Source organism: Actinoplanes sp. NPDC051537, from assembly GCF_055586105.1.
Genome location: NZ_JBVJIU010000002.1, coordinates 464,931 through 490,106, shown reverse-complemented (window position 1 = coordinate 490,106; position 25,176 = coordinate 464,931). Strand labels below are relative to the sequence as shown.

At 72.7% G+C, this 25,176-nt stretch carries 17 protein-coding genes; 9 read left to right on the top strand and 8 right to left on the bottom strand.

Going from position 1 to position 25,176, the window contains the following annotated elements; genetic code table 11:
- Nucleotides 1-59: 59 nt before the first annotated feature.
- From ACZ6TB_RS06015 to ACZ6TB_RS06005, 3 genes are read left to right on the top strand one after another with little or no spacing between them, the layout of a single operon-like run.
- Nucleotides 60-905, top strand: a complete 846-nt coding sequence (locus ACZ6TB_RS06015; RefSeq protein WP_465551110.1) for an aldo/keto reductase — start codon at nucleotides 60-62, stop codon at nucleotides 903-905.
- A 46-nt stretch (nucleotides 906-951) separates the two neighbouring features.
- The gene (gene mgrA, locus ACZ6TB_RS06010; protein WP_465551432.1) at nucleotides 952-1,941 is read left to right on the top strand and encodes an L-glyceraldehyde 3-phosphate reductase; all 990 of its coding nucleotides are present in this window, start codon (nucleotides 952-954) and stop codon (nucleotides 1,939-1,941) included.
- A gap of 9 nt (nucleotides 1,942-1,950) precedes the next feature.
- Complete coding sequence (locus tag ACZ6TB_RS06005; RefSeq protein WP_465551108.1) at nucleotides 1,951-2,481, top strand: alpha/beta hydrolase; 531 nt, start codon at nucleotides 1,951-1,953, stop codon at nucleotides 2,479-2,481.
- A gap of 47 nt (nucleotides 2,482-2,528) precedes the next feature.
- On the opposite strand, the gene ACZ6TB_RS06000 is transcribed toward ACZ6TB_RS06005, so the two are convergent.
- The 5 genes from ACZ6TB_RS06000 to ACZ6TB_RS05980 all read right to left on the bottom strand — a co-directional run bounded on the left by ACZ6TB_RS06000 (nucleotide 2,529) and on the right by ACZ6TB_RS05980 (nucleotide 9,823).
- A complete protein-coding gene (locus ACZ6TB_RS06000) occupies nucleotides 2,529-2,828 on the bottom strand; it encodes a hypothetical protein (RefSeq protein WP_465551106.1) in 300 nt (99 codons plus the stop codon).
- A gap of 125 nt (nucleotides 2,829-2,953) precedes the next feature.
- Nucleotides 2,954-6,601 (bottom strand): methionine synthase, encoded by a 3,648-nt coding sequence (gene metH, locus ACZ6TB_RS05995; protein WP_465551104.1) that lies wholly within the window; start codon nucleotides 6,599-6,601, stop codon nucleotides 2,954-2,956.
- A gap of 120 nt (nucleotides 6,602-6,721) precedes the next feature.
- Nucleotides 6,722-8,410, bottom strand: a complete 1,689-nt coding sequence (locus tag ACZ6TB_RS05990) for a bifunctional 3'-5' exonuclease/DNA polymerase (protein WP_465551102.1) — start codon at nucleotides 8,408-8,410, stop codon at nucleotides 6,722-6,724.
- 46 nt (nucleotides 8,411-8,456) lie between these two features.
- A complete protein-coding gene (locus ACZ6TB_RS05985) occupies nucleotides 8,457-9,284 on the bottom strand; it encodes a metal-dependent hydrolase (RefSeq protein WP_465551100.1) in 828 nt (275 codons plus the stop codon).
- A gap of 83 nt (nucleotides 9,285-9,367) precedes the next feature.
- The gene (locus tag ACZ6TB_RS05980) at nucleotides 9,368-9,823 is read right to left on the bottom strand and encodes a DUF1707 SHOCT-like domain-containing protein (RefSeq protein ID WP_465551099.1); all 456 of its coding nucleotides are present in this window, start codon (nucleotides 9,821-9,823) and stop codon (nucleotides 9,368-9,370) included.
- A gap of 197 nt (nucleotides 9,824-10,020) precedes the next feature.
- Here ACZ6TB_RS05980 and ACZ6TB_RS05975 point away from each other — a divergent pair, with 197 nt between their 5' ends.
- The 3 genes from ACZ6TB_RS05975 (at nucleotide 10,021) to ACZ6TB_RS05965 (ending at nucleotide 13,336) form a co-directional block, all read left to right on the top strand.
- Nucleotides 10,021-11,304 carry a sensor histidine kinase gene (locus ACZ6TB_RS05975; protein WP_465551098.1) on the top strand — a complete coding sequence of 428 codons (1,284 nt, stop codon included), beginning with the start codon at nucleotides 10,021-10,023 and terminating at the stop codon, nucleotides 11,302-11,304.
- Complete coding sequence (locus tag ACZ6TB_RS05970) at nucleotides 11,301-11,975, top strand: response regulator (RefSeq protein WP_465551096.1); 675 nt, start codon at nucleotides 11,301-11,303, stop codon at nucleotides 11,973-11,975. Before ACZ6TB_RS05975 ends, ACZ6TB_RS05970 begins: the two co-directional genes overlap by 4 nt.
- Before the next feature lie 242 nt (nucleotides 11,976-12,217).
- Complete coding sequence (locus ACZ6TB_RS05965) at nucleotides 12,218-13,336, top strand: FAD-dependent oxidoreductase (RefSeq protein WP_465551094.1); 1,119 nt, start codon at nucleotides 12,218-12,220, stop codon at nucleotides 13,334-13,336.
- Here ACZ6TB_RS05965 and ACZ6TB_RS05960 read toward each other — a convergent pair.
- Together ACZ6TB_RS05960 and ACZ6TB_RS05955 are read right to left on the bottom strand one after the other, a co-directional pair.
- A complete protein-coding gene (locus tag ACZ6TB_RS05960) occupies nucleotides 13,323-14,129 on the bottom strand; it encodes an alpha/beta hydrolase (RefSeq protein WP_465551092.1) in 807 nt (268 codons plus the stop codon). The two genes, ACZ6TB_RS05965 and ACZ6TB_RS05960, sit on opposite strands and share 14 nt — an antisense overlap.
- A gap of 80 nt (nucleotides 14,130-14,209) precedes the next feature.
- Complete coding sequence (locus tag ACZ6TB_RS05955) at nucleotides 14,210-15,169, bottom strand: AraC-like ligand-binding domain-containing protein (RefSeq protein WP_465551090.1); 960 nt, start codon at nucleotides 15,167-15,169, stop codon at nucleotides 14,210-14,212.
- A gap of 119 nt (nucleotides 15,170-15,288) precedes the next feature.
- Between ACZ6TB_RS05955 and ACZ6TB_RS05950 the strand changes: the two genes are divergently transcribed.
- Nucleotides 15,289-18,150 (top strand): Hsp70 family protein, encoded by a 2,862-nt coding sequence (locus ACZ6TB_RS05950; protein ID WP_465551088.1) that lies wholly within the window; start codon nucleotides 15,289-15,291, stop codon nucleotides 18,148-18,150.
- Here ACZ6TB_RS05950 and ACZ6TB_RS05945 read toward each other — a convergent pair.
- Nucleotides 18,147-20,060, bottom strand: coding sequence for an amylo-alpha-1,6-glucosidase (locus tag ACZ6TB_RS05945; RefSeq protein WP_465551086.1), 1,914 nt, complete (start codon nucleotides 20,058-20,060; stop codon nucleotides 18,147-18,149). The two genes, ACZ6TB_RS05950 and ACZ6TB_RS05945, sit on opposite strands and share 4 nt — an antisense overlap.
- 85 nt (nucleotides 20,061-20,145) lie before the next feature.
- Here ACZ6TB_RS05945 and ACZ6TB_RS05940 point away from each other — a divergent pair, with 85 nt between their 5' ends.
- Both ACZ6TB_RS05940 and ACZ6TB_RS05935 read left to right on the top strand, forming a co-directional pair.
- A complete protein-coding gene (locus ACZ6TB_RS05940; RefSeq protein ID WP_465551084.1) occupies nucleotides 20,146-22,749 on the top strand; it encodes an MGH1-like glycoside hydrolase domain-containing protein in 2,604 nt (867 codons plus the stop codon).
- Nucleotides 22,750-22,846: 97 nt separating this feature from the next.
- Nucleotides 22,847-25,153, top strand: a complete 2,307-nt coding sequence (locus tag ACZ6TB_RS05935; protein WP_465551082.1) for a carboxypeptidase regulatory-like domain-containing protein — start codon at nucleotides 22,847-22,849, stop codon at nucleotides 25,151-25,153.
- Nucleotides 25,154-25,176 lie beyond the last annotated feature (23 nt).

Below are 25,176 nucleotides of genomic sequence, written 5' to 3'. Positions count from 1 at the left end.
TGGACTCCGGGAACCCGCTTCCGCAAGGTAGAACATGTTGGGTTTCCCGGGGAGGTCACATGCAGAGCCGTCGTATCGGCGACGTCCAGGTCGGCGCGATCGGGCTCGGCGGCATGCCGATGTCGATCGAGGGCAGGCCGGACGAGGAGCGCTCGATCCGCACCATCCACGCCGCGCTCGACGCCGGCGTCACGCTGATCGACACCGCCGACGCGTACCACATCCACGCCGACGAGGTCGGGCACAACGAGTCCCTGATCGCGCGGGCGCTCGCCTCCTACGGCGGCGACGCGTCGGGCGTGCTGGTCGCCACCAAGGGCGGGCACGTGCGGCCGGGCGACGGCAGCTGGCACGTGGACGGCTCGCCGGCCCACCTGTTCGAGGCGTGCGAGGCGTCGCTCAAGCGGCTCGGCGTCGAGGCGATCGGCCTCTACCAGTTCCACCGGCCCGACCCCAAGGTGCCGTACGCCGACTCGATCGGCGCGATCCGCGACCTGCTCGACGCCGGGAAGATCCGGGCGGCCGGCATCTCGAACGCCAACCCGTCGCAGATCCGGCAGGCGCGCGAGATCCTGGGCGGCCGCCTCGCCGCGGTGCAGAACCAGTTCTCGCCGTCGTTCCTGTCCTCGGGGCCGGAGCTGGCGCTCTGCGACGAGCTGGGGATCGCCTTCCTGCCCTGGTCGCCGCTGACCGGCATCGGCCGGGCCGGCGATCTCAGCGGCAGCTTCGCGACGGTCGCTTCCCGGTACGGCGTCTCGCCGCAGCGGGTCTGCCTGGCCTGGCATCTCGCCAAGTCGCCGGTGGTCATCCCGATCCCCGGCGCGAGCCGCCCCGAGTCGATCCAGGACTCGGCCCAGGCGGACACGCTCACGCTGACCCCCGCCGACCTCGCCCTTCTTCCCTAAGGATCGCTTCGTGTCTTTCGACGCCGCCGGCACCCGCTACGACGCCATGGAGTACCGCCGCACCGGCCGCAGCGGGCTCAAGCTGCCCGCCGTCTCGCTCGGCCTGTGGCACAACTTCGGCGACGACAAGCCGTTCGAGACGCAGCGCGCGGTCCTGCGACGCGCCTTCGACCTCGGCATCACCCACTTCGACCTGGCCAACAACTACGGCCCGCCGTACGGCTCGGCCGAGGCCAACTTCGGCCGGCACATGGCTGCCGACTTCCGTCCGTACCGCGATGAGCTGGTCATCTCGACCAAGGCCGGCTACGACATGTGGCCCGGCCCGTACGGCGACCACGGCTCCCGCAAGTACCTGACCGCGTCGCTCGACCAGTCGCTGACGCGGATGGGCCTCGACTACGTCGACATCTTCTACTCGCACCGGCTCGACCCGGAGACGCCGCTCGAGGAGACGATGGGGGCGCTGGCGTCGGCGGTCCGAGCCGGTAAAGCGCTTTATGTCGGCATTTCTTCGTATTCGCCGGGCAAAACGGCGGAGGCGGCGGCGATTCTGCGCGACCTGGGCACGCCGCTGCTCATCCACCAGCCGTCCTACTCGATGCTGAACCGGTGGATCGAGGACGGGCTGCTCGACACCCTCGAGGAGGCCGGCGCCGGGTGCATCGGCTTCTCGCCGCTGGCCCAGGGCATGCTCACCGACCGTTACCTGGGCGGGGTGCCGTCGGGTTCGCGAGCCTCGGAGGACAAGTCGCTGTCGACGTCGCTGTTGTCGTCGGACAACTTGGACAAAATTCGTTCGCTGAACGACATCGCCTCGCGGCGGGGGCAGTCGCTGGCGCAGATGGCGATCGCCTGGACCCTGCGCGACCCGCGGATGACCTCGGTCGTGCTCGGCGCGTCGAGCGTCGGTCAGCTCGAGAACAACGTGGCGGCCCTGGACAACACGTCATTCTCGGCCGACGAGCTGGCCGAGATCGACAAGTACGCCACCGAGTCCGGCATCAACCTGTGGGCGTCGTCCAGCGCGGTATAGTCCCGGCCCATGGCGCGTCGAGCGATCATCTTCCACGGGACCGGCGGGAACCCGGGCGTGGCCTGGTACCCGTGGCTGGCCGCCCGGATGACTTCGCGTGGCTACGACGTCGAGGCGCCGCACTACCCCGGGCTGAACGTGACGCCGATCGCCGAGTTTCTGCCTCTGGTGCTGGCCGCGCACAAGTTCGATGAGGACACCGTGCTGATCGGCCACTCCGGCGGGGCGGCGCTGCTGCTCGCGCTGCTCGAGCACGTGCGGGTCGACCAGGCGTTCCTGGTCGCCGGCTACAGCACGCGGCCCAACGACTCCGAGGAGCCGGTGCTCCAGGAGTCCTACGACTGGGCGACGATCCGCGGGAACGCCGGGGAGTTCTACTTCCTCAATTCCGCCATCGATCCGTACGGCTGCGACGCCGCCCAGGGCCGGGTCCTGTTCGACCATCTGGGCGGCACGCAGATGATCCGCAACGACGGCCACTTCGGCGACCACGGCCAGGACTACGACGAGTTCCCGCTGCTGGATCGCCTGATCGGCTAGCGCCGGCCCGCCGGCCCGCCGGCCCGCCGGTCTCGGGTCGCGGCCGGTCAGAAGAAGCGCCGCCGCCGGTAGTGCCCGTGGTGCCGGTAGTGGCCGTGGTGCTTGTAATGGCCGTGGTAGCCGTACGGCCCGGGGTGGCCCTGACCGTATGTGCCGTGGCCGTATGTGCCGTGGCCGTATGCGCCGGGACCGTATGCGCCGTGCCCGCCCGGGTGGCCGTGGCCGCGACGCCGGTTGACCTCGTGCAGCAGACCGTCCAGAACCGGGCTGTGCCCGCGCTTGTGCGACATCTTCTGAACCTTGGACGCGACCATCGAGAGCACGAACCGCTTCACGAAACCGGCCAACGCGACGACTCCTCCCGCTGCTGATTCGACAACCACCAAGATAGGGGCCGGAGTCGAGCGCAGCCTGGGACGAGCCTGTCAGCTCCCTGAGCGCCGCGGGCCGGCGCTCAGGGAACCGGGCCGGATCACTCCGGCTCGTAGGCCAGGTTGGGCCGCAGCCAGCGCTCGACCTCCTCGACCGGCATGCCCCGGCGGGTGGCGTAGTCGGCGATCTGGTCCTTGCCGAGGCGGCCGACCGTGAAGTAGCGCGAGTCGGGGTGGGCGAAGATCAGGCCGCTCACGGCGGCGGCCGGGGTCATCGCGAACGACTCCGTGAGGCCGACGCCGATCGCGTCGGTGCCGAGCAGCTCGAAGAGGTCCTTCTTCTCGCTGTGGTCGGGGCTCGCGGGGTAGCCCAGCGCCGGGCGGATGCCGCGGAAGCGCTCGGCGTGCAGGTCGGCCAGCTCCGGCTCGGCCTCCGGCTCGAACCACTCGCGGCGGACCTTGAGGTGCAGGTACTCGGCGAACGCCTCGGCCAGGCGGTCGGCCAGCGCCTTCACCATGATCGCCCGGTAGTCGTCGTTCTCGGCCTCGTAGTGCGCGGCCAGCTCGCCGGCGCCGTGGATGGCGACGGCGAAACCGCCGAGGTGGTCGTCCTTGGGCGCGATGTAGTCGGCCAGGCAGCGGTTCGCCCGGCCGGCCGGCTTCTCGGTCTGCTGGCGCAGCATCGGGAACTTCGCGCCGCCAGAACGATCGGGCACCGTGAGGACGATGTCGTCGCCCTCGGCGTGCGCGCCCCAGAAGCCGTACAGGCCGCGGGCCCGGAACGAGCCCTCGGCGATGATCTTGTCGAGCAGCGTGTTGGCGTCGTCCCACAGCTCGCGGGCGACCGGCTGCTCGAGGATCGCCGGGAACTTGCCCTTCAGCTCCCACGCGAGGAACAGGAAGGTCCAGTCGATCATCTCGCGCAGCTCGGCGATGGCCGGCTCCACCACCCGTACCCCGGTGAAGGCCGGCGTCGGCAGATCGCCGAAGTCGACCTCCTCGCGGTTGGCCCGCGCCTGGGCGAGGGTCAGCAGCGGCTGGGCGTGCCGGTTGGCGTGCTGGATGCGCAGCCGCTCCTGGTCGGCCCGGTTGGCCACATCGAGCTTCTCGGCGCGATCGGCGTCGAGCAGGTCGGAGACCACGCCGACGACCCGGGACGCGTCGAGCACGTGCACTGTCGACGCCGAGTACGCGGGCGCGATCCGCACCGCCGTGTGCTGCTTGGACGTGGTCGCGCCGCCGATCAGCAGCGGCAGCTTGAGGCCGCGGCGCTCCATCTCGGCGCCGACCGACACCATCTCGTCCAGCGACGGGGTGATCAGGCCGGACAGGCCGATCACGTCGGCGCCCTCGGCCACCGCCGTGTCCAGGATCTTCGCGGCCGGCACCATCACGCCGAGGTCGATCACCTCGTAGTTGTTGCAGCCCAGCACGACGCCGACGATGTTCTTGCCGATGTCGTGCACGTCGCCCTTGACCGTGGCCAGCACGACCTTGCCCTGGCCGCGGGAGGTCTCGACGCGGCCCTCGAGGCGCGCCTGCTCCTTCTCGGCCTCCATGAACGGCTCGAGGTAGGCGACCGAGCGCTTCATCACGCGGGCGCTCTTGACCACCTGCGGGAGGAACATCTTGCCCGAGCCGAACAGGTCGCCGACGATCTTCATGCCGTCCATCAGCGGGCCCTCGATCACCTCGAGCGGCCGGGGGAACAGCTGCCGGGCCTCCTCGGTGTCGTCCTCGATGAAGTCGACGATGCCGTGCACGAGCGCGTGCGACAGCCGCTCGGTGACCGGGGCCTCGCGCCAGGACAGGTCGACCTCGCGCTGCTTGCCCTTGCCGGTGACGGTCTGGGCGAAGGTGACCAGGCGGTCGGTGGCGTCCGGGCGGCGGTCGAACAGCACGTCCTCGACCAGCTCCAGCAGGTCGGCCGGGATGTCCTGGTAGACGGCGAGCTGGCCGGCGTTGACGATGCCCATGTCGAGGCCGGCCCGCACCGCGTAGTACAGGAAGGCGGAGTGCATGGCCTCGCGGACCACGTCGTTGCCGCGGAACGAGAACGACAGGTTGGAGATGCCGCCGCTGGTGCGCGCGCCCGGGCAGCGCTCCTTGATCAGCGGCAGGGCCTCGATGAACGCCTTGGCGTACCCGTTGTGCTCGGCGATGCCGGTCGCCACCGCGAGGACGTTGGGGTCGAAGATGATGTCGTCGGGCGCGAAGCCGGCCTCGTTGACCAGCAGGTCGTAGGCGCGGCCGCAGATCTCGACCTTGCGGTCGCGGGTGTCGGCCTGGCCCTTCTCGTCGAACGCCATCACGACCGCGCCGGCGCCGAACGCCTTGATCTGGCGGGCGTGGGAGAGGAAGACCTCCTCGCCCTCCTTGAGGCTGATCGAGTTGACCACGCCCTTGCCCTGCACGCACTTGAGGCCGGCCTCGAGCACGCTCCACTTCGAGCTGTCGATCATCACGGGGATGCGCGCGACCTCGGGCTCGGTGGCGATGAGGTTGAGGAACGTGGTCATCGCCTGCTCGCTGTCGAGCAGGTCGGCGTCCATGTTCACGTCGAGCAGGTTGGCGCCGCCGCGCACCTGGTCGAGGGCCACGGCGACGGCGCCCTGGTAGTCGTCGGCCTCGATCAGCCGGCGGAACCGGGCCGAGCCGGTGACGTTGGTCCGCTCGCCGATCATGACGAAGCCGGTGTCGGGGCCGATCGCGAACGGCTCGAGGCCGCTGAACCGGGTGGTCTCGGCCGGCGGGTCGATCAGCCGCGGCGCGACGCCGGCGACCGACGTGGCGATCTGCCCGATGTGCGCGGGCGTGGTGCCGCAGCAGCCGCCGACGATGTTGACCAGGCCGGCGGTCGCGTACTCCTTGATCAGGGCCGACGTCTGGGCCGGGGTCTCGTCGTAGCCGCCGAACGCGTTGGGCAGCCCGGCGTTCGGGTGGGCGGCGACGAACGTGTCGGACAGGCGCGCGAGCTCGGCCACGTGCGGGCGGGCCTCGGTGGCGCCCAGCGCGCAGTTCACGCCGACGACCAGGGGGTGGGCGCGCTCGATCGAGCGCCAGAAGGCCTCGACGGTCTGACCCGAGAGGGTACGCCCGGACAGGTCCACGATCGTGACCGAGATCCACAGCGGGAGCTCGGGCGCCACCTCGTGCGCGGCCGCGATCGCCGCCTTCGCGTTCAGCGTGTCGAAGATCGTCTCGACCAGCAGCAGGTCGACGCCGCCCTCGGCGAGCGCCGCGATCTGCTCCGCGTAGGCCGCCTTGACCTGGTCGAAGGTGACCGCCCGGTAGGCCGGGTCGTCGACCTTGGGGGAGAGCGACAGGGTCACGTTGAGCGGGCCGACCGAGCCGGCCACGAACCGGATCTTCCCGTCCGCCGCGGCGGCCTCGTCGGCGGCCTGGCGGGCCAGCTGGGCGCCGCGGAAGTTCATGTCGTGCACGAGGTGCTCGAGGCCGTAGTCGGCCTGCGCGATGCTGGTGGCCGTGAACGTGTTGGTCGTCGTGATGTCGGCGCCGGCCGCCAGGTACTGCCGGTGGATGTCGAGGATCACGTCGGGGCGGGTCAGCATGAGCAGGTCGGGGTCGCCCGTCACGTCCTGCGGGTGGCCGGCCGGGATCATCTCGCCCCGGTAGTCCTCGGGCGTGAGCTTGGCGCCCTGCAGCATCGTGCCCCAGGCGCCGTCCAGCACCAGGATGCGCTCTCCCAGCAGCCGCTTGAGCTCGGCGACACGCGAGCTTCTCTCCATACCGACCACCTCCGTGTGGTAACAACGGAGGCGCCCTTGGTCGGAATTCACCGAGCGAGCGTGGCGGGTGTCACCCCGTTGCAGCGCCTCTCGCTTCGGACCAACAAAGGTACCGCAGATTCACTTCGCGTCGGCGTACGCACCAACTGTTGAGACGTCGAGCGGGAACCGGACGGCGGTCTCGCCGAACAGCAGCCGGCCGGCCTGGGCGGCGCTCGCGTGGACGACCTCGGCGACCATGGCCGTTTCCTCCTCGGGGCAGTGCACCACGACCTCGTCGTGCACGAACAGCACCATTTCCGCCTTGCTGCCCTCCAGCGCCGTGCGCAGCGTGGCCAGCAGCACCAGCGCCCACTCGGCCGCGGTGGCCTGCACCACGAAGTTGCGGGTGAAGCGCCCCCGGGCCCGGCCGGAGGCCCCGCCCTGCGGCGTCTCGGCCGAGCCGGCCTCCTCGGGCGGATCGAGCCCGGGCCCACCAGTCTGCTCAGCGCGCAGGGCGGCGGCCGACGGCGGGCAGGTGCGGCCGAGCCACGAGCGGACCAGGCCGCCGGCCTCGCCGGTGCGGGCCGCGGCCTCGACGAACTCGAACGCCACCGGGTAGTGCTTGCGGAGCACGGCCAGCGCCGGGATCGCGTTGCCGCCGGTCTGCCCGTACATGGCGCCGAGCAGCGCGATCTTGGCCTTGGCCCGGTCGCCGTCGAACGAGTCGGCGGCCAGCGCCGCGTAGAGGTCGCCGGCCGCGGCCGCGGCGGCCAGCCGCTTGTCGCCGGAGACGGCGGCGAGCACGCGCGGCTCCAGCTGGCCGGCGTCGGCCACCACGAACCGCCAGCCCGGGTCGGCGAGCACGGCCCGGCGCACCACCTTGGGCACCTGGAGCGCGCCGCCGCCGCGGGTGGCCCAGCGGCCGGAGACGACGCCACCCGGCACGTACTCCGGGCGGAAGCGGCCGTCGCGCACCCACGCCTCGCACCACGACCAGCCGTGCGCCGTCCAGATGCGGTAGAGCTCCTTGTATTCGATCAGGGGGCGCACGGCCGGATGGTCGACCCGCTTGAGCACCCAGGCGCGCGTGTTGGGGATCTCGACGCCGTTGCGCGCGAACGCCTTGACCACCTCGGCCGGGGAGTCGGGGTGCAGGCCGCGCAGGCCCAGCGCGTCGTTGATCTCGGCGGTCAGCTCGGCCAGCCGGCGCGGCGGCCCGACCGGCTGCGGGGCGCCGAGCAGCTCGCGCAGCAGCTCGTCGTGGACGTCGGCGCGCCAGGGCAGCCCGACGTGGCCCATCTCGCCGCCGACCAGGGCGCCGGCCGACTCGGCCGCCACCAGCAGTCGGAACCGGCCCGGATGCTCGGTCGTCGCGAGGCGGGCGAGCTGGTCCGCGTACACCATCTGGATCGCCGCCAGCACGTCGAAGCCGGCGGCGGCCGGCGGCGCGGCCATGGTCTCGAACAGGGCGCCCTGGGCGAAGCCCGGCGGCTCGGGCTGCCGCGGCGGGGGATCGGGCGGCACCGGAAGGCCGAGCAGGCGGGCCCGGGCGGCGGCGAGCGAGCGCGGCGAGCCCCAGCGGCCCGCGTGGCCGAGCAGCAGCGCCTCGGTCAGCTCGAGATCGTGGCAGCGGGCCACCCGCACCCCGGCCCGCAGCAGCGCCGGATAGATCTCGGCGGTGGCCGGCCACACCCAGCGGGGCTGGTCGGCGGCCTCGCGCTCGGCGACCGCGGCGGCCAGATCGGGCACGGCACGCGGCGGCCCGGCGGGCGACCCGTCCGCCCGCAGATCTTGAAGCCGCCCGTCGGGCGCGACCGCCACCAGCACACCCCCATTCTGCGGTGGGGGTACGACAATTTCCGCGGGTGCCCGGCTAACGGCCGGGGTCGGCCCAGGCGTCCGGCTCGATGCGGTGGAGCAGGCCGGGTGCGAACATCGCGGCGATGGCCAGCAGGGCGATCACGGTGAACGCCGTACGCAGGACGATTGTTTCGATCTTGCCGCCGACCCGGACCGCGAGGCCGTTCGGGACGCCGATCATGCGCCACATGCGGCGGCCGGTCGGGATCGGCCACAGGATCGGCACCCCGGCGTGGGTGATTATGTCCCCTAGTAGGTGGACGAAGCAGCCGAAGCCGACCGCGAAGCCGAGCAGCGGATAGCCCCGGTCGCCGGGCAGCAGGCCGGCCGTGAACCAGGCGATGACCGCCGAGCAGATCGTCACGATCAGCCAGCCGGCGCGCTCGGCCCACTCGTCGAACAGGCCGCGCAGGGCCAGGCCGGCCATGAAGAAGAGGATGCCGACGACCGCCCACTTGCCGTAGTGGGCGGTCAGGGACGTGGTGCCCCAGCCGACCAGGGCCGCGAACGGCAGCGTGTGGGTGAAGGTGCGGTGCCCGTTGTTGCGGCGCGGGTCGCGGCTGAGCCGGGTCGCCGTGTAGACGCCGAGCGAGACCTTCTCGATCACCTCGGCCACGAACAGCGAGAACACGCCGAACGTACGCGCGACGGTGGCCCCGCCCTGGTTGCGGGTGACCTTCCCGGACAGGTCCAGGTCGGGCAGCAGGGCGCCGCCCGCGCAGACGGTGGCGCCCACGGCGACGGTCAGCGGTGACTGACCGTACCCGGCGAACGCGTCCAGGGCCCAGCTCCCGGCGAGCCAGGCGGCCGCCCCCGAAAGGGCGTGCGACGGTCCCATCATGTGTTGTTGTCCCTCCCCGCCTCACTTTCGCAGAGCGGGGAGGGGTGATCAACGACCTACGCGTCCACTATGGAGCGTTGGCTTCACCGATGGCCGGGAGCGTTCCAGGGCGCGACCCGGTGCGCGTACATGTAGCGGTGCTCGTAGCGTCCCCAGCGCGCGTGCCGCACCAGACCCATGACCAGGAACACCAGCGGGATGGCCGGCCAGAAGAAGTGCGCCCCGGAGAGCACCCACAGGCCGGTGAGGATCAGCGCGGCCGAGATCACGAAGCTGCTGTGCCGGCGCAGGCTCCGGCGTGTCGCGAGCCGCGCCTGCGGGGTCTCGGCCAGGGCGCGCCGGCCCCCGTCGGGGAGATCGGCCGTCAGCGGTCCCAGCTCGTCGCGATACTTCGACGCGTACGCCGTGGCCAGTCGCTCCTCGCCCTCCTCCAGGGTGAGCCGGCCCTCGGTCATGGCCGCGCGCAGGATCTCGGCGATCTGCTCGCGTTCCTGGTCGGAGGTCCGCAGCCGGGCCGGGCCGTTCCAGTTCTCGCTCATTGCTCCTCCTCGTGGGCGTCGTGGTTACCAGAGTCGGCGTTTCCGGCGCTCCCGGCGTCGGCCCGGGGGAGCGACTCTTTCCCGGCCCCCGTACGACCGGGGGCTGAGCAATCGCCTTCCCGTACGACCCAGGTCGTACGCGGGGATGGGACCCTGCTCCGATGTCATCCCCGCCCGGGTGCCGTAACTTCGGCCGCATGGAGGACGAGACCAGGCCGTGGGGCCCGCCGTGGCGGGAGGATCGCCGCACTGGGCGGTTCGGGCGGCGCCGCGTCGGCGTCGGCGCCGCGGTCGTGGCCGGCGTCTTCCAGGTGGCGGGCCTGAACGACAGCATGGTCTACCGGCCGATCACCCCGCTGGTCTACGCGCTGCTGCTGGTCGGCCCCGTCGCCCTGCTGTTCCGCCGGCTCTTTCCCGAGGCCGTCTTCGCGGTCGCGGCGGCGGGCTCGCTGGGCTTCGCCACGTTCGCGGCCCCGCGCTGGACAATGGCGGTCGCCCCCGCGATCGCCCTGTTCAACCTGGCCAAGATGGGGCGGGCCCGGTCCGCCGTGATCGCCGCCGCGGTGTCGTACGTGGCCTATCTGGTGGTCTGCTGGGCCCTCGCCGATCGCCTCGGCGTGCCCGCGGGCGCCCGGGCCGACGTGCGCTCGGCGGTGCTGCTGGCGGTCGGGCTGGTACTGATGATCTTCCTGGGCGGGGCGGCCAAGGCCCGGTCCGAGCACGTGGCCGAGATGATGAAGGTGCGGGCCGAGCGGGCCCGGGCCAAGCAGGAGCAGGAGCGGCGGCAGGCCTCCGAGGAGCGGCTGCGGATGGCCCGCGAGCTGCACGACGTGCTCGGCCACCACCTCTCGCTGATCAACGTGCAGGCCGGGGTCGGCCTGCACCTCATGGACAACCGGCCCGAGCAGGCCCGCGAGGCGCTCACCGCGATCAAGACGGCCAGCGCCGAGGCGCTGCGCGAGGTTCGCGCCGTGCTCGACGTGATGCGCGCCGACGACGAGGCCGCGCCCCGGCAGCCGGCCGTCGGCCTGAGCCGCCTCGGCGAGCTGACCGGCGACGCCGGCCTGCCGATCAGCACCAAGGTCACGGGCGACGAGCGGGCGCTGCCGGCCGAGGTCGACCGGGCGGCCTACCGGATCGTCCAGGAGGCCCTCACCAACGTGCGCAAGCACGCCGGTCCGGGCGCGACGGCGTCGATCGCGATCGACTACCTGCCGACCGCGCTGCACCTGGCCGTCCGCAACGAGGGGACGGTCGCGCCGGAGGCCGTCGCGCCCTCCGCCTCGGGTCCCACCGACGCCGCCGGCGCCGAGGCTGCCGGCGCCGACGGCACGGGGATCGCCGGGATGCGGGAGCGGGCGCAGACCCTCGGGGGCAGCGTCGAGGCCGGGCCGGTGGACGGCGGCTTCCTGGTGTCGGTGCTGTTGCCGACGCCGGGCGAGGACCATGACCAGCACGATCGTGAGGAGAGCCGCGGATGATCTCGGTGTTGCTGGCGGACGACCAGGCGCTGGTGCGGGCCGGGTTCCGGGCGTTGCTCAACGCCGAGCCCGACATCCGGGTGGTGGCCGAGGCCGCGGACGGGCTCGAGGCGGTCAGGCAGGCCCAGCAGACGCGGCCCGACGTGGTGCTCATGGACATCCGCATGCCCGGCGTCGACGGTCTCGAGGCGACCAAGCGGATCGCCGCCGATCCCGCGCTGGCCGAGACCAAGGTGGTCATCCTGACCACGTTCGAGCTGGACGAGTACGTGTTCGAGGCGCTGCGCGGGGGCGCGTCCGGCTTCCTGGTGAAGGACACCGAGCCGGTCGAGCTCCTGCGCGGCGTGCGCGCGGTCGCGGCCGGTGACGCGCTGCTCTCGCCGAGCGTGACCCGGCGGGTGATCGGCGAGTTCGCCGGCAAGGCCGGGCAGAACCGCCTGGCGGCCCCGCCGCCCCAGCTCGACCAGCTGACCGACCGCGAGCGCGAGGTGCTGGTGCTGGTGGCCGAGGGCCTCTCCAACGACGAGATCGCCACCCGCCTGGTGATCAGCCCGGCCACCGCCAAGACCCACGTGAGCCGCAGCATGATCAAGCTCGGCGCCCGCGACCGGGCCCAGCTGGTCGTCTACGCCTACGAGGCCGGCCTGATCCGCCCGGGTTGGCTGTCCTGACCGCGCCGCCTGACCGCCGCGCCCCCTGATCGCCGCGCCGCCTGGCCACCGCGCCGCCTGGCCACCGCGCCGCCTGGCCATCGCACCGCCTAGCCGTCGGGCAGCCGCACCGCCTGGCCGCGTGTCCACGGGGTGACTGCCCTCACAGCGGGTTCCAACCAACGAACGCGTTCGTTACGATCGTGTTCACAACCTAAGCGAACGTGTTCGTCGCGAACGCGTTCCGAAGCCCTGGAGGAGACATGGACATCGCCATCGTGGGGGCGGGGCTCGGTGGGCTCATGCTGGCCCGGGTTCTCGCTGTCCGGGGCATCTCGTCGACGATCTATGAGCTGGACGCCTCGCCCACGGCTCGGGCTCAGGGCGGCATGCTCGACATTCACGAGGACGAAGGGCAGGTCGCGCTGCGGGCGGGCGGGCTCTTCGACGAGTTCCTCGGGCTCATTCACGACGGCGGCCAGGCCATGCGGGTCCTCGACGAGCACGGGACCGTGCACATCGACGAGCCCGACGACCCGGCCCGGGACCGGCCCGAGGTCGAGCGCGGGCGGTTGCGGCGGATGCTGCTCGACTCGCTGCCGGCGGGCACGATTCGCTGGGGGTGCGGGGTCACAACGGTGCGCAGTCTGGGGGACGGGCGGCACGAGATCACGCTGACCGGCGGCGAGACGGTCGCCGCCGACCTGCTCGTGGGGGCCGACGGGGCCTGGTCGCGGGTGCGGCCGCTGGTCTCCGCGGCCACCCCGGAATACCTCGGCATCTCGTTCCTCGATGTCGACCACCTCGACGCCGACCGGCGGCACCCGGGGCCGGCCGCGGTCGTCGGCGGGGGCATGCTCTTCGCGCTCGGCGCCGGCCGGGGGATGCTCGCCCATCGGGAGCCGGACGGCAGCCTGCACGTCTACCTCGCCCTGCGGAAGCCGCTGGCCTGGATCGACGGCATCGACTGGGCCGACACCGCCACGGGCAAGGGCGTTCTGCTCGACGAGTTCGCCGGCTGGGCGCCCTCGTTGCGAGCGCTGATCACCGAGGCCGACACCGCTTTGATCCCGCGGGCGATCCACGGGCTGCCGATCGGGCACCGCTGGGCGCGGACGGCGGGCGTGACGCTGCTCGGCGACGCCGCGCACCTGATGTCGCCGTTCGCCGGGGCCGGCGCGAACCTCGCCCTGCTCGACGGCGCCGACCTCGGCCGGGCCATCGCCGACCACCCGGGCGATCTCGGCACGGCGCTCGAGGCCTACGAGGAGCCGATGTTCGTGCGCGGCGCCGAGAACGCGGCCGGCGCCGCCGCGAGCCTGGAGATCTGTTTTCGGGACGACGCACCGTACGGGCTGATCGAGTTCTTCAAAGGCGCTTAGCGTGCCGGAGCGCCCACTCCAGGGCGAGATCGGCGATCCGCTCCCAGCCGGGCTCGGCGCACGTCCAATGCGAACGCCCGGGCACCTCGACGTAGTCGGTCACCGTTCCCTCGGCCCGGTAGTGATGGGCGTTCGAGCGGTTCACCGACGGCGGCATGATGTGGTCCTCGCCGCCCGCGATGAACAGCAGCGGGGCCCGGTCCCGGTTGTGGAAGTCCACCCAGGTCCCCTGCCCGCCGGGGGAGAAATTCGCGATCAGCCCGTACGCCCAGACCCAGCTGCCCGGCGCGGGAACGGCATAGCGGTCGAAGGCCGCCCGCGAGTCCTCGGCCGACATCGTGTTGCAGAAGGCGTAGTGCCACTGCCCGGGCGTGAACCCGGCGGCCTGATGACGCTTCGCCGGGTGGTTGAGGATCGGGAACAACGACCGCAGCTGGGACGGCGGGTTCACGTGGATGCCCTCCGGCGGCGCCGAGCCGATCACCACGCCGGCGGCGCCGTACCCGCGGTCGAGCAGCAGCTGGGTCAGCGTGCCGCCGAACGAGTGGCCCATGATGATCGCCTCGCCGGGCTCGGGCAGGGCGGCGATGACCTTCTCGAGGTGGGCGACGGTCTCGGGGACGGTCAGCTCCGCGATCGGCGCCGGGTCGGCGCGCAGGGCCTCGACCTCGACCTCGAAGCCGGGGTACGCCGGCGTCACCACGGTGTGGCCCCGGGCCGCCAGGCGGGTCACCCAGTGCTCCCAGCTGCGCGGGGTCACCCACAGGCCGTGGATCAGGACGATCGTGCTCATGCGGCCGACGGTAACCAGGAATCACCGCGCGTCATCGGCTGTGCGTGCGGAGTAATCGGCCCACAGCGCACAACCCGTGGTCAGGAGCGCGCGGCCGCCGACGAGCGCCGCCACTGGCTCGGCGTCATCCCGTACCGGGCCTTGAACCGGCGGGTGAAGTGGGTGACGTCGCGGAATCCCCAGCGGCGGGCGACGACGGCGATCGGCACGTGCTGCCGCTCCGGCTGGGTGAGCTCATGCCGTACGCGCTGAAGCCGCTCGTTGATGATCCACTGCTCGAGACTCAGGCCCGCGCCCGCGCAGACCTTGTAGAGCTGCCGCAGCGAGATGTTGTGCGCCGCCGCGATCGCCGCCGGCGTCAGATCGGGATCGGTGAGGTGCCGGCGGACGTGGGCGCGGATCCGGGACAGCAGGGTCTCGGCGAGCACCCGCCGCGAGTCGCCGGAGCGGTCGGCCGAGACCAGCAGGGCGCGGGCCAGGTCGATGCTGGCGGCGGCCACGGCGGACGAGGAGGCGTCGCCGGTGATCCGCTTAGGTTCGCGGGCGAGATGCGCGATGTGCCCGGTGACCATGCGATAGAGCGGGCTGGCGAACACGTTCGGCGCGGCGCGGCGGACCAGGTCGATCGGCAGACCCAATTGGTCGTACGGGATCTGCAGGCACCCGGCGGCGCCGCTGCCCGACCAGGAGTAGTCGTACGGCGCCGACAGATCGACGACCAGCAGCTCCCCGGGCCGCACGAGCCGGCTCTCGCCGCCCTGCTCGATCCGGCCGTCGGCCCGCTGCTGGACGGAGAGCGCGACCACCGGCATCGCGTCCTGCCGGGCCAGCTTCGCCGTGCGCAGCAGCCGGATGCCCGACGAGCGGTGCGTGAAGATGGTGGAGCTGCCGAAGTCCCACACCTCCATGCGGGCGTGCACGGCGCCGCCGGGGTCCTCGTGCAGCACGTGGCACGGCGCGGAGGCGTACATCATCGCGGTGTGCACGGCCTCGACCCGGTCCCGGGCGGGCATCTCCGCGGTGTCGAGCACGTACCCCATGACCAGGCCCCTTCGATGAAGATCGAAGCTACCGTCTGCACTCGTCCGGGTGATAGGGCCTTGTCGGCTTTTGTGCGGAGCGTGTCGGGGGCGTGACAGCGGCACCTACCATCCGGTGAATGGTGGAGTACGGCCTCGGGGTGGATCTCGGGACGACCTACACGGCCGCCGCGGTCAATGTGGACGGCACGGTCGAGACTGTCCGGCTCGGCGGGCGCGAGGCGGAGATGCCGTCGCTGGTGTTCCTTCGCGACGACGGCGAGTTGCTGGTGGGCGACGCGGCCCAGCGGCGCGGCGAGAGTGAGCCGACCCGGCTGGCCCGCGAGTTCAAGCGCCGGATGGGCGACCCGGTGCCGCTGCTGCTCGGCGACCGCCCGATGGCGGCCCACGAGCTGACGGCCCGCCTGCTCGAGCACGTCGTGGAGTCGGTCGCGGAGGGCCAGGGCGGCCCGGCCCGGCGGATCGTGCTGACCCACCCGGCGAACTGGGGACCGTACAAACGGGAGCTGCTGGCGAAGGCGGCCGGGCTCGCCGGGGTGCCGCACGCGATGCTGCGCACCGAGCCGGAGGCGGCGGCGGTGCGGTTCGCGGGCACGTCGCGCATCGCGGTGGGGGAGACCATCGCCGTGTACGACCTGGGCGGCGGCACGTTCGACGCGGCGGTGCTGCGCAAGACGGCCGACGGGTTCGAGGTGCTCGGTGAGCCGCAGGGGGTCGAGCAGCTGGGCGGCATCGACTTCGACGAGGCGGTGCTCGAGCACGTGCGGGAGACGCTGGGCGACCGGCTCGCGGGCGTCGACCTGGCCGATCCGGACGTACGCGAGGCGCTCGCCCGCCTCCGCCGGGAGTGCGTGGAGGCGAAGGAGAACCTGTCCTTCGACGTCGAGGCCCAGATCGCCGTGGCGCTGCCCCGCCTGCACACCCGCGTGACCCTGCGCCGCGACGCCTTCGAGGCCATGATCACGCCGGCGCTGGAGGAGACGGTAGCGGCCGTCCGCCGGGCGTTGCGCTCGGCCGCGGTCGACCCGGGCGAGCTGCGCTGCGTGGTGCTCGCCGGAGGCTCGTCGCGCATTCCGCTGGTCGGCTTGATGGTGTCCCGCGCGCTCGACCGCCCGGTGGTGGTCGACGAACAGCCGGAGCTGGGGATCGCGCTCGGCGCGGCCCGGCTGAGCGGCCCGGCGGCGTCCGCCCGCGGTGTGCCGGAGCCGGCGCCGGTCGTGCTGATGCCGCCGCGGCCCGCGAGCCCGGTCTCGCCGGCGCCGTTCCCGTTCCCGGGCGCGCCGCAAGCCGTGCCGGGAGTGCCGGCCGACCCGGTGCCGCACGGCGCGTGGGGGAACGCGGCGCCGGTCAGCTCGGCGCCGGCCAGCCCGGCGCCCGGGAGTTTGCCGCCGGCGGGGTTTGCGAGCCTGCCGGTTTCGGTGCGGCCGCCGGGCATCTCGCTGCCGCCGCCCGGGGCCGGGGTTCCGGCGCAGGCGCCGGCGGGACAACCGGGTGACCCGCCGCGGATCGCCGGGTCGGCGTCGGTGCCGCCGCGCGAGCCGTTCCCGCCGCCGGGGACCGGAGCGGGGACCGGGCCTGGGGCTTGGCCGAAGGTCGGGCCAGGGACCGGGGCGGGGCAGGCCGGGCGGTCGAAATGGCGGGCCTATCGGTGGCCGGTGATCGGCGGGTTCGCGGCCGTGCTGCTCACCATCACCGCCGTGACCGCGGCGGCGGCCTGGCCCCGGGACGACAAGAACGACCGGCCGGGCGGCGGCGGCCCGGCCGGTGGCACGTCGCAGGCCGCCCCGGCGAACGGCGCCGCGGTTCTCTGGAAGGCCAACACCGGCGTCAAACCGGTCGAGCCGCCCACGGTCGGCGGGGACTGGGTGCTGACCAGCGGGCAGGACGGGACGATCCGGGCCTACCGGCGGGCGGACGGCGCGAAGGCGTGGGAGCTGAAGGTCGGCGCCGGCGCGCGGGCCGACGGGGTCGTCCGGAACGGGGTCGCCTACGCGGTCACCGCCGCCGGCCGCGTCGTCGCGATCGACGCCGCCCAGGGCAAGGAGTTGTGGCACCGCGACGTCGGTCACCCGGTCGCCGCCCATCCGGCCGCCGACGACAAGCACGTCTACGCCGGCGGCGACGACGGCGTGCTCTACGCGTTCGCGATCGCTCCGGGGCACCGGCGCTGGCGGGCGTTCGCCGAAGGGAAGATCGCCGCCGCGCCGGTCCTGCACGACGACGTGGTCGTCTTCGCCTCGGGCGACGGCAAGCTCAACGGGGTGAGCACCCAGGGCGCGCCCCTGTGGAAGGCCGAGGCGGGCCAGGTCGTCGACGGCCCGGTCGTGGCCGGCGACTCCGCGTGCGTGGCGATCGCGAACGGGACGGTCCGGTGCGTGCTGTTCAAGGACGGCTCGGAGCTGCCGGGGTTCGCCGACGGGGCCGCGATCGAGCACATCGCGGGCGGCGACGGCGTGCTCTACGCGACCGGCGCGGACGGCTCGATCACCGCCTGGAACACGCACACCGGCGCCGAGCGCTGGCGCTACCAGACCCAGAAGGGCATTCCGGTGGTACGGGGTGACGAGGTCGACGTGGCCTACCAGGACGGCCGCCTCGCCGGTCTGGACGCGCTGAACATCCGCACGCGCTGGCAGAACGTGACCGGCGACCCGATCTCGCTCGCTCCCCGTGGCGACGGCGCGGAGCTCTTCGCGGTCAGCGACAGCGGCGTGCTCTACGCGCTGCGGCCGCCGGGCGGCGCCGCGCTGCCGGCGACCCTGTCCCCGCCGGTCTCGAGCGCGACCCCGACGACCTCGACCGTCGAGCCGGAGAAGACGCAGCCCAGCCGCCGGCGCACCACGCGCGAGACGTACCGGACCAAGCCGACGACGACCCCGCCGACGAGAACCACCGACCCGACGCCGCCGACCGATCCCACGACCGAGCCGACCACCGCGCCGACCACGGAGGTGACCCCGGGCGGCGGCGCGGGCGGTTAGAGGCGCCGCGCCCGCAGCGTCTCGGCGACCGACCACGCCTGGAACGGGCACCCGGTCGCCTCGTGCGGCGCGTCCCCGTCGGCCGTCTCGGAGACCGAGCCCAGCCCGTACTCCCCGAGGTGGTCGTCGGCGTCGGAGAGCGTCTGGTCGGCCGAGACCCCGAGCCGCCGCCAGGCCGCCACGAACGGGCCGGTGAGCCAGGGCCAGACGGTCCCGGTGTGATAGGCCGTGTCCCGGGCCGCCGCCCCGCCCCGGTGCACCCCCTGATAGCCGGGCGCGCCGGGGGCGAGGCTGCGCAACCCGAGCGGCGTCATCAGCGCCGACCCGATCGCCTGAAGCGTCGCCGGCTCGGGACGCAGCGGCGCGTACGGCAGCGACCACGCCAGCAGCTGGTTGGGCCGCAGCGCCGGATCGTCGCCACCGGGACCGTCCACGACGTCGTAGAGCCACCCGGTCGGGGCCGGGAACCGCCGCGCGAACCCGGACAGCGCCTCGGGATGGGCCCGCACCGCCGCGCCCGCCCCGGTCCGCGCCTGCCAGGCCAGCTTGATCACGGTGGCCAGGCCGTTCACCCAGAGCGCGTTCACCTCGACCGGCTTGCCCATGCGCGGCGTCACCGGCACCCCGTCGACCCGGGCGTCCATCCAGGTCAGCGCCTCCCCGGCGGCGCCCTGCCGGAGCAGGCCGTCGAGCGGGTCGGCCACGATCCCGTACCGGGTGCCCTTGAGGTGGTGGTCGATCACCCCGAGCAGGGCCGGGAGCAGCTCGGCGGCCAGGTCGAAGTCGCCGGTCGTCGCCACGTGCCGGCCCACCGCGTGCAGGAACCACAGGGTGCCGTCCGCGGTGTTGTACTCCACGCTGCCGGTGTCGGCCGTGTTCGCCAGCATTCCCTCGGACAACGTCGACGCGTACGAGATGAGCAGCTCCCGCCCCTCGTCGGCGCGATGGGTCGTCAGGAACAGGCCCTCGTAGCTCAGCATCGTGTCCCGCGACCAGGCGCCGAACCACGGGTAGCCGGCCACCACGTCCGGTCCCGAGCGGGTGCGCACCACGAACGCGTCGGCCGCGAGCGCCAGGGTGGCCTGCGCGTCGTCGGCGGGCTGCGCGGCCGCGACCACCGCCCGGTTGCGCAGCCGGGCCGCCTCGACGACCTCGGCCGGGCGCGGAGGCGGGTCGTCGAGATCGCCCGCCCACGCCGACACCTCGGCCGTCGTGCCCGGGTGCCGGAGCTCGGCGTGGAAGCTTCCGGCGTACCAGAGGTCCTCCTGTGGTGGAAGGCCGCGGGCCGCCTCCGTCCGGTGCCGCACCCCGCGCCACCACGCGCCCGCCTGGCGGAAGTCCGGGCCGCGCAGGCGGTACGCGCCCTCGACCACGCAGCCGCTCTCGTCCGACTCGATCGCCGGGACCGGCCCGCTCGCCGTGCGCTCGCCGTGGATGTCGCGCCAGGTCACCAGCGCGCCGAGGGAGAGGCTGACCGGGCCGCCGGTGAGCAGGCGGTGCACGACGGCGACCGACGGCCGGCCGTGGACCATGGCGAGCTCGCGCTCGATCACCACGTCGCCGATCCGCCACCGCCAGCGGGGGAGGCCGTCGACGAGCTCGAACCCGGCGAGCAACTCGTGCCCTCGTGGGGCGATCGTCCCATCCGCCCACTCATGGGTGGCCAGCCGGACCGAGGCGCCGGACGGGAGCGTAACGATCGGGTCAAGGGCGGCCAGGCCGAGGTGCCGGGTGGCCGGCGTCTCACCGGCGACTATCAATAAACCGTGGTAGCGGCGGGTACGAAGGCCGTTGACCGTGCCCATCGCGTAGCCGCCGCACCCGTCCGGGACGAGCCACTCCCGGGCCGAGCCCTCGTCGACGCTGCCGCATACCTGCTGGCCGAAGGCCAGGCGGCGGACCGTAGCCACTAGATGACCTCCAGTTGTCGGGCAGAATGAAACTCAGTGTGGCGGTATCGGTGACGATGATCAGTTGTGGGGGGTGAGACACGGCGTGGCGGAGCGCTTACGCCTGGCGCAGGCCGACTCCGGTGAGCAGCCGTGGCGCTCGTGGGGCCCCTACCTGGCCGAGCGCGCGTGGGGCACGGTCCGCGAGGACTACAGCGAGCACGGCACGGCGTGGGACTACTTCCCGCACGATCACGCGCGGTCCCGAGCGTATCGCTGGAACGACGACGGCATGGGCGGCATCTGCGACGACCGTCAGACGTTCTGCTTCGCGCTCGCCCTCTGGAACGGCCGCGACCCGATCCTCAAGGAGCGGATGTTCGGCCTCGGCGGCGACGGCGGCAACCACGGCGAGGACGCCAAGGAGTACTGGTGGTACCAGGACTCGACGCCGACCCACTCCTGGATGCGGTGGCGGTACCACTATCCGCAGAAGGAGTTCCCGTACGACCAGCTGGTACGCGTGAACGGGCAGCGGTCCCGGGAGGAGACCGAGTACGAGCTGATCGACACCGGGGTCTTCGACGACGACCGCTACTGGGCCGTCACGGTCGACTACGCCAAGGCCGGCCCGCAGGACATGTGCATCGCGGTCACCGTCGCCAACCGCGGCCCCGACGAGGCGACCCTGCACGTGCTGCCCACGCTCTGGTTCCGCAACACCTGGTCGTGGGGCCTGCCCAACCGCCCGAAGCCGGTGCTCGCCGGTCGCCCGGGCCGCCTCGCGGGTCTGCACCGCAGTCTGGGGCACATCGTTCTCGAAGGGCCCGACGCTCCGGCCCTGGTCTGCGACAACGAGACCAACGCGCAGCGGCTCTGGGGACTGCCCGGCGCCAGCCTGTTCCCCAAGGACGGCATCAACGACCACCTGATCGCCGGCCTGCCCACGGTGAACCCGGCCGGCCTCGGCACCAAGGGCGCGCTGCACTACGAGCTCACGCTCGGGCCGGGGGAGTCGCGCACGATCCGGCTGCGGCTCGCCCAGGACGACCGGGAGCCGGCCGCGCTCGACCTCGGCGCCGGCTGGGACGCGGCGATGCGCGACCGCGCGGCCGAGGCCGACGACTTCTTCGCCGAGGTCATCCCGGCCGCCGCGACGCCGGCCGAGGCCGAGGTGGCCCGCCAGGGCATCGCCGGTCTGATGTGGGGCAAGCAGTTCTACCACTTCGACGTGAAGCAGTGGCTGACCGGCGATCCGGGCTCGTCGCCGCCACCGCCGGGCCGCCGCTACGGGCGGAACAACGCCTGGTGGCACATGAACAGCTTCGACGTCATCTCGATGCCGGACGCCTGGGAGTACCCCTGGTACGCGGCCTGGGACCTGGCGTTCCACTGTGTGTCGATCTCCCGCGTCGACCCCGGGTTCGCGAAGTCCCAGCTGCTGTTGCTGCTCCGCGAGTGGTACATGCACCCCAACGGGCAGATTCCCGCGTACGAGTGGGCGTTCGGCGACGTGAACCCGCCGGTGCACGCCTGGGCGGCGCTGCGCGTCTTCGAGATCGACGGCGGCCGTGACTTCGACTTCCTCGGCCGGGTCATGCACAAGCTGCTGCTCAACTTCACGTGGTGGGTCAACCGCAAGGACGTCGGCGGCAACAACGTCTTCGAGGGCGGCTTCCTCGGGCTGGACAACGTCGGCCCGTTCGACCGGTCGGCGGCGCTGCCGGTGGCCGGGGTGCTCGAGCAGTCCGACGGCACGGGCTGGATGGCGATGTACGCGCTCAACCTGCTCGACATGGCGATCCGGCTGGCGCTGCACGACCGCACCTACGAGGACATGGCGACGAAGTTCTTCGAACACTTCGCGTACATCGCCGAGGCCGCCTACCGGCAGGGGCTGTGGGACGAGGAGGACTGCTTCTTCTACGACCAGCTGCGCCTGCCGGACGGGCACAAGCTGCCGCTGAAGGCGCGCTCGATCGTCGGCCTGCTCCCGCTCGCGGCCACCACCCGGCTCACCGCGGCGACCCTCGACCGGCTGCCCGAGCTGCACGCGCGGCTGCGCTGGTTGCAGGCCTCCCAGGCGGAGTACGCCGACGTGATCAGCGCCCGGCGGCTCTCGGCCGAGGGGCGTCAGCAGCGACTGCTCGCCATGGTCGGCCAGGACCAGCTGCTGCGGATCCTGGCGCGCATGCTCGACCCCGAGGAGTTTCTCTCGGCGTACGGGATCAGGACGCTCTCGCGGGCCCACCTGGAGAAACCCTTCACCGTGTCGCTCGGCGGCTCCGAGTTCACCGTCGGGTACGAGCCGGCCGAGAGCACCAGCGGGCTGTTCGGCGGCAACTCCAACTGGCGTGGCCCGGTCTGGATGCCGGTGAACTATCTGCTCATCGAGGCATTGCGGGAGTACGCGGCCTTTTTCGGCGACGACCTGATGGCCGAGTACCCGACCGGGTCGCAGCGGAAGGTGTCGCTCGGCGCGGTCGCCGACGACCTGTCCCAGCGGCTGATCGCGCTGTTCGTGCCGGACGCCGACGGTCACCGGCCGATCTACGGGGCCAACGCGCTGCTCCAGCAGCACCCCGACTGGAAGGACCTGATCGTCTTCCCGGAGTACTTCCACGGCGACAACGGCGCGGGCCTCGGCGCGTGGCATCAGACCGGCTGGACCGCCCTTGTCGTCGATCTGATCCTGACCCTTCGGCACTGACACTTCTCCATGCGTCGATGGGGGCTAATATCCCTCCACGCACAACACATGGGGGAACCCGATGAGCCGCTTCCGCTTGGCTCGTCTTGGCTCTGCCGTGGCCGTCGGAGTGCTGGTCGCGGGGGTTCTCACCGCGCCCGCGCTCGCCGCCGGCACCGGCACCGTCCAGGGCGTCTTCACCACCAGCTCGGGCACGCCGATCTCCGGCGCCACGGTCACCGCCTACTCGGGCGAGGGTGACTACCTCGACGACACCACCACCAGCTCCGCCGGCAGCTACCGGCTCGCCGGCATCGCCGCCGGCGGCATCCAGCTGCACTTCGCCAACAACGGGCTCGAGCACTGGGCGCCCGGCGTTCCCGACCAGGAGCACGCCCAGACCTTCACGCTCGCCGCCGGCGGCACGCTCGTCGTCGACGAGAAGCAGCCGGCCACCGGGACCCTCGCCGGGCACTTCACGGTGCCGTACGCGAGCATCACCGTGGTCGGCGTCGACTCGTGGTCCTACATCTACGGCAGCACCGACGACCAGGGCGCCTACGCGATCGACGTGCTGCCCGGGACGTACAAGCTCTCCTTCCGGTGGGACAACGCGACCCAGTGGGCCGTGCAGTCGCCGGACGAGGACCACGCGACTGTCTACCCGGTCGCGTCCGGACAGACCACCACGGTCGACGACCACAAGCTCCCGACCGGCACGGTGAGCGGCCGGCTCACCACGAGCGACGGGTCGCCGCTGGCCAATGCGTCGGTGACCCTGCACCGGGGCAGCGAGCAGCTCGGCTGGTCCTCGACCGACGAGGACGGCACCTACGCGCTCGGCGAGGTGCTGGCCGGCGACGGGTACTCGCTGTCGTACGCGAAGGACGGCGGGACCGAGGTGTACGTGCCCGGCACGGCCGACCCGGCGAAGGCGCGGACGTTCTCGGTCGCGGCCGGCGAGGCGGTGACCGTCGACGACACCCAGCCGGCGTCGTCCACGGTGCACGGCACGCTGTCCGGCGCCGGCGCCGGCTACCAGGTGACCGTCCAGCTCAACAGCAACGACAACTGGGTGCAGCTGACCGGTTCCACCGACGCCGGCGGCGGCTGGAGCGTCCCCGGGGTGTTCCCCGGCGACTACAAGGTCTCGTTCGCCGACCCGAACGGGTCGCGGACCCAGTGGGCGTACGGGAAGAGCAGCGAGAGCACGGCGTCGCTGATCCCGGTGACGGCCGGTCAGGACGCGACCGTCGACGACTCGTGGCTGCCGGGCGCGAAGCTCGTGGTGACGGCGGTCGACGCCGCGACCGGGGCCGCGGTCCCCGACTACTGCGCCTACCTGGACACGCCGGGCGACGGCTACGGCTGCGCGGCGACCGGCAGCAACAAGGTGACGCTCTCCAACCTGCCCGGCGGCGACTACCAGGTGCAGGCCAACCCGAACGAGGACAGCTACTACCTGGCCGGCGGGTACGAGCCGGTGACGCTGACGCCGGGCAAGACCACGAAGATCACGGTCAAGCTGGTGCTCGGCGGCAAGGTCTCGTACACGACGGCCGACCACGCCACCGGCGCCCCGCTCACCCGCGGCTGCGCGATCTTCCGGACGATCGGCACCGGCGGCCTCGGCGACGGCTACGGCAACTGCACCGAGGCGTCCGGCGCGGCGACCTCGACGCACATGGCCGCGGACACCTACGAGATCTACGCGGTGGCGCCCACCGGCTACGGCGACCAGTGGGTCGGCGCGACCAGCGGCACCGGCGACCAGAAGGCGGCGGTCCGGGTGAAGGTCAAGCCCGGCAAGACCGTCGCGGCGCCGCCCATCCTGTTCGACCGGGCCGGCACGATCACGGGCGTGGTCACCGACGCCTCGGGCGCGCCGCTGAAGAGCCTCGACGTGGCGTGGAGCGCGTACGGTGACGCCGGCCCCGGCTGGGACACGGTCACCGACGCGCAGGGCAGATACACGATCGACGACCTCGGCCCGTACGCGTGGCCGCTGCTCTTCGGCGGCGCCGGTTACCCGCGTCAGTGGTCCGGCCACGTCGGCAACCGCTTCCAGGCGGCCGCCGTCCCGGTCGTCGCGGGCGGCTCCACCACGTACGACTTCACGCCGGTGAAGGGCGCCACCCTCAAGGGCACGGTGACCGCCCCGGCCGGCGCGACGTGGCGGATCCACGCCTTCAACGCCGTCACCGGCGACCAGATGTCCACGTTCGACTCGTCCAGCGCCGGCCCCGGCGGGGCATACGAGATGCCGGTGATCGGCAGCCAGCAGGTGAAGGTCGACTGGAGCTGGTACCGGGACGGGGCCAGCGGCCAGGGCTGGTACGACAACGCGCCCGGCATGGCCTCCGCGACCAAGGTGGGGGTCCCCGCCAACGGGGGCGTGAAGAAGCTGAATCTGACCCTCAGCTAGCGCCCGTTCCCCTCGCTGCCACC

Coding starts and splice junctions, on each gene's coding strand:
- ACZ6TB_RS05955 (WP_465551090.1), bottom strand. CDS start 15,169: ATGGGGTACGTGCTCGACACCGCGGAGATGCCCGCCCGGGACCGGGTC.
- ACZ6TB_RS05970 (WP_465551096.1), top strand. CDS start 11,301: ATGATCTCGGTGTTGCTGGCGGACGACCAGGCGCTGGTGCGGGCCGGG.
- metH (WP_465551104.1), bottom strand. CDS start 6,601: ATGGAGAGAAGCTCGCGTGTCGCCGAGCTCAAGCGGCTGCTGGGAGAG.
- ACZ6TB_RS05965 (WP_465551094.1), top strand. CDS start 12,218: ATGGACATCGCCATCGTGGGGGCGGGGCTCGGTGGGCTCATGCTGGCC.
- ACZ6TB_RS05960 (WP_465551092.1), bottom strand. CDS start 14,129: ATGAGCACGATCGTCCTGATCCACGGCCTGTGGGTGACCCCGCGCAGC.
- ACZ6TB_RS05980 (WP_465551099.1), bottom strand. CDS start 9,823: ATGAGCGAGAACTGGAACGGCCCGGCCCGGCTGCGGACCTCCGACCAG.
- mgrA (WP_465551432.1), top strand. CDS start 952: ATGGAGTACCGCCGCACCGGCCGCAGCGGGCTCAAGCTGCCCGCCGTC.
- ACZ6TB_RS06005 (WP_465551108.1), top strand. CDS start 1,951: ATGGCGCGTCGAGCGATCATCTTCCACGGGACCGGCGGGAACCCGGGC.
- ACZ6TB_RS05975 (WP_465551098.1), top strand. CDS start 10,021: ATGGAGGACGAGACCAGGCCGTGGGGCCCGCCGTGGCGGGAGGATCGC.
- ACZ6TB_RS05985 (WP_465551100.1), bottom strand. CDS start 9,284: ATGATGGGACCGTCGCACGCCCTTTCGGGGGCGGCCGCCTGGCTCGCC.
- ACZ6TB_RS05950 (WP_465551088.1), top strand. CDS start 15,289: ATGGTGGAGTACGGCCTCGGGGTGGATCTCGGGACGACCTACACGGCC.
- ACZ6TB_RS06015 (WP_465551110.1), top strand. CDS start 60: ATGCAGAGCCGTCGTATCGGCGACGTCCAGGTCGGCGCGATCGGGCTC.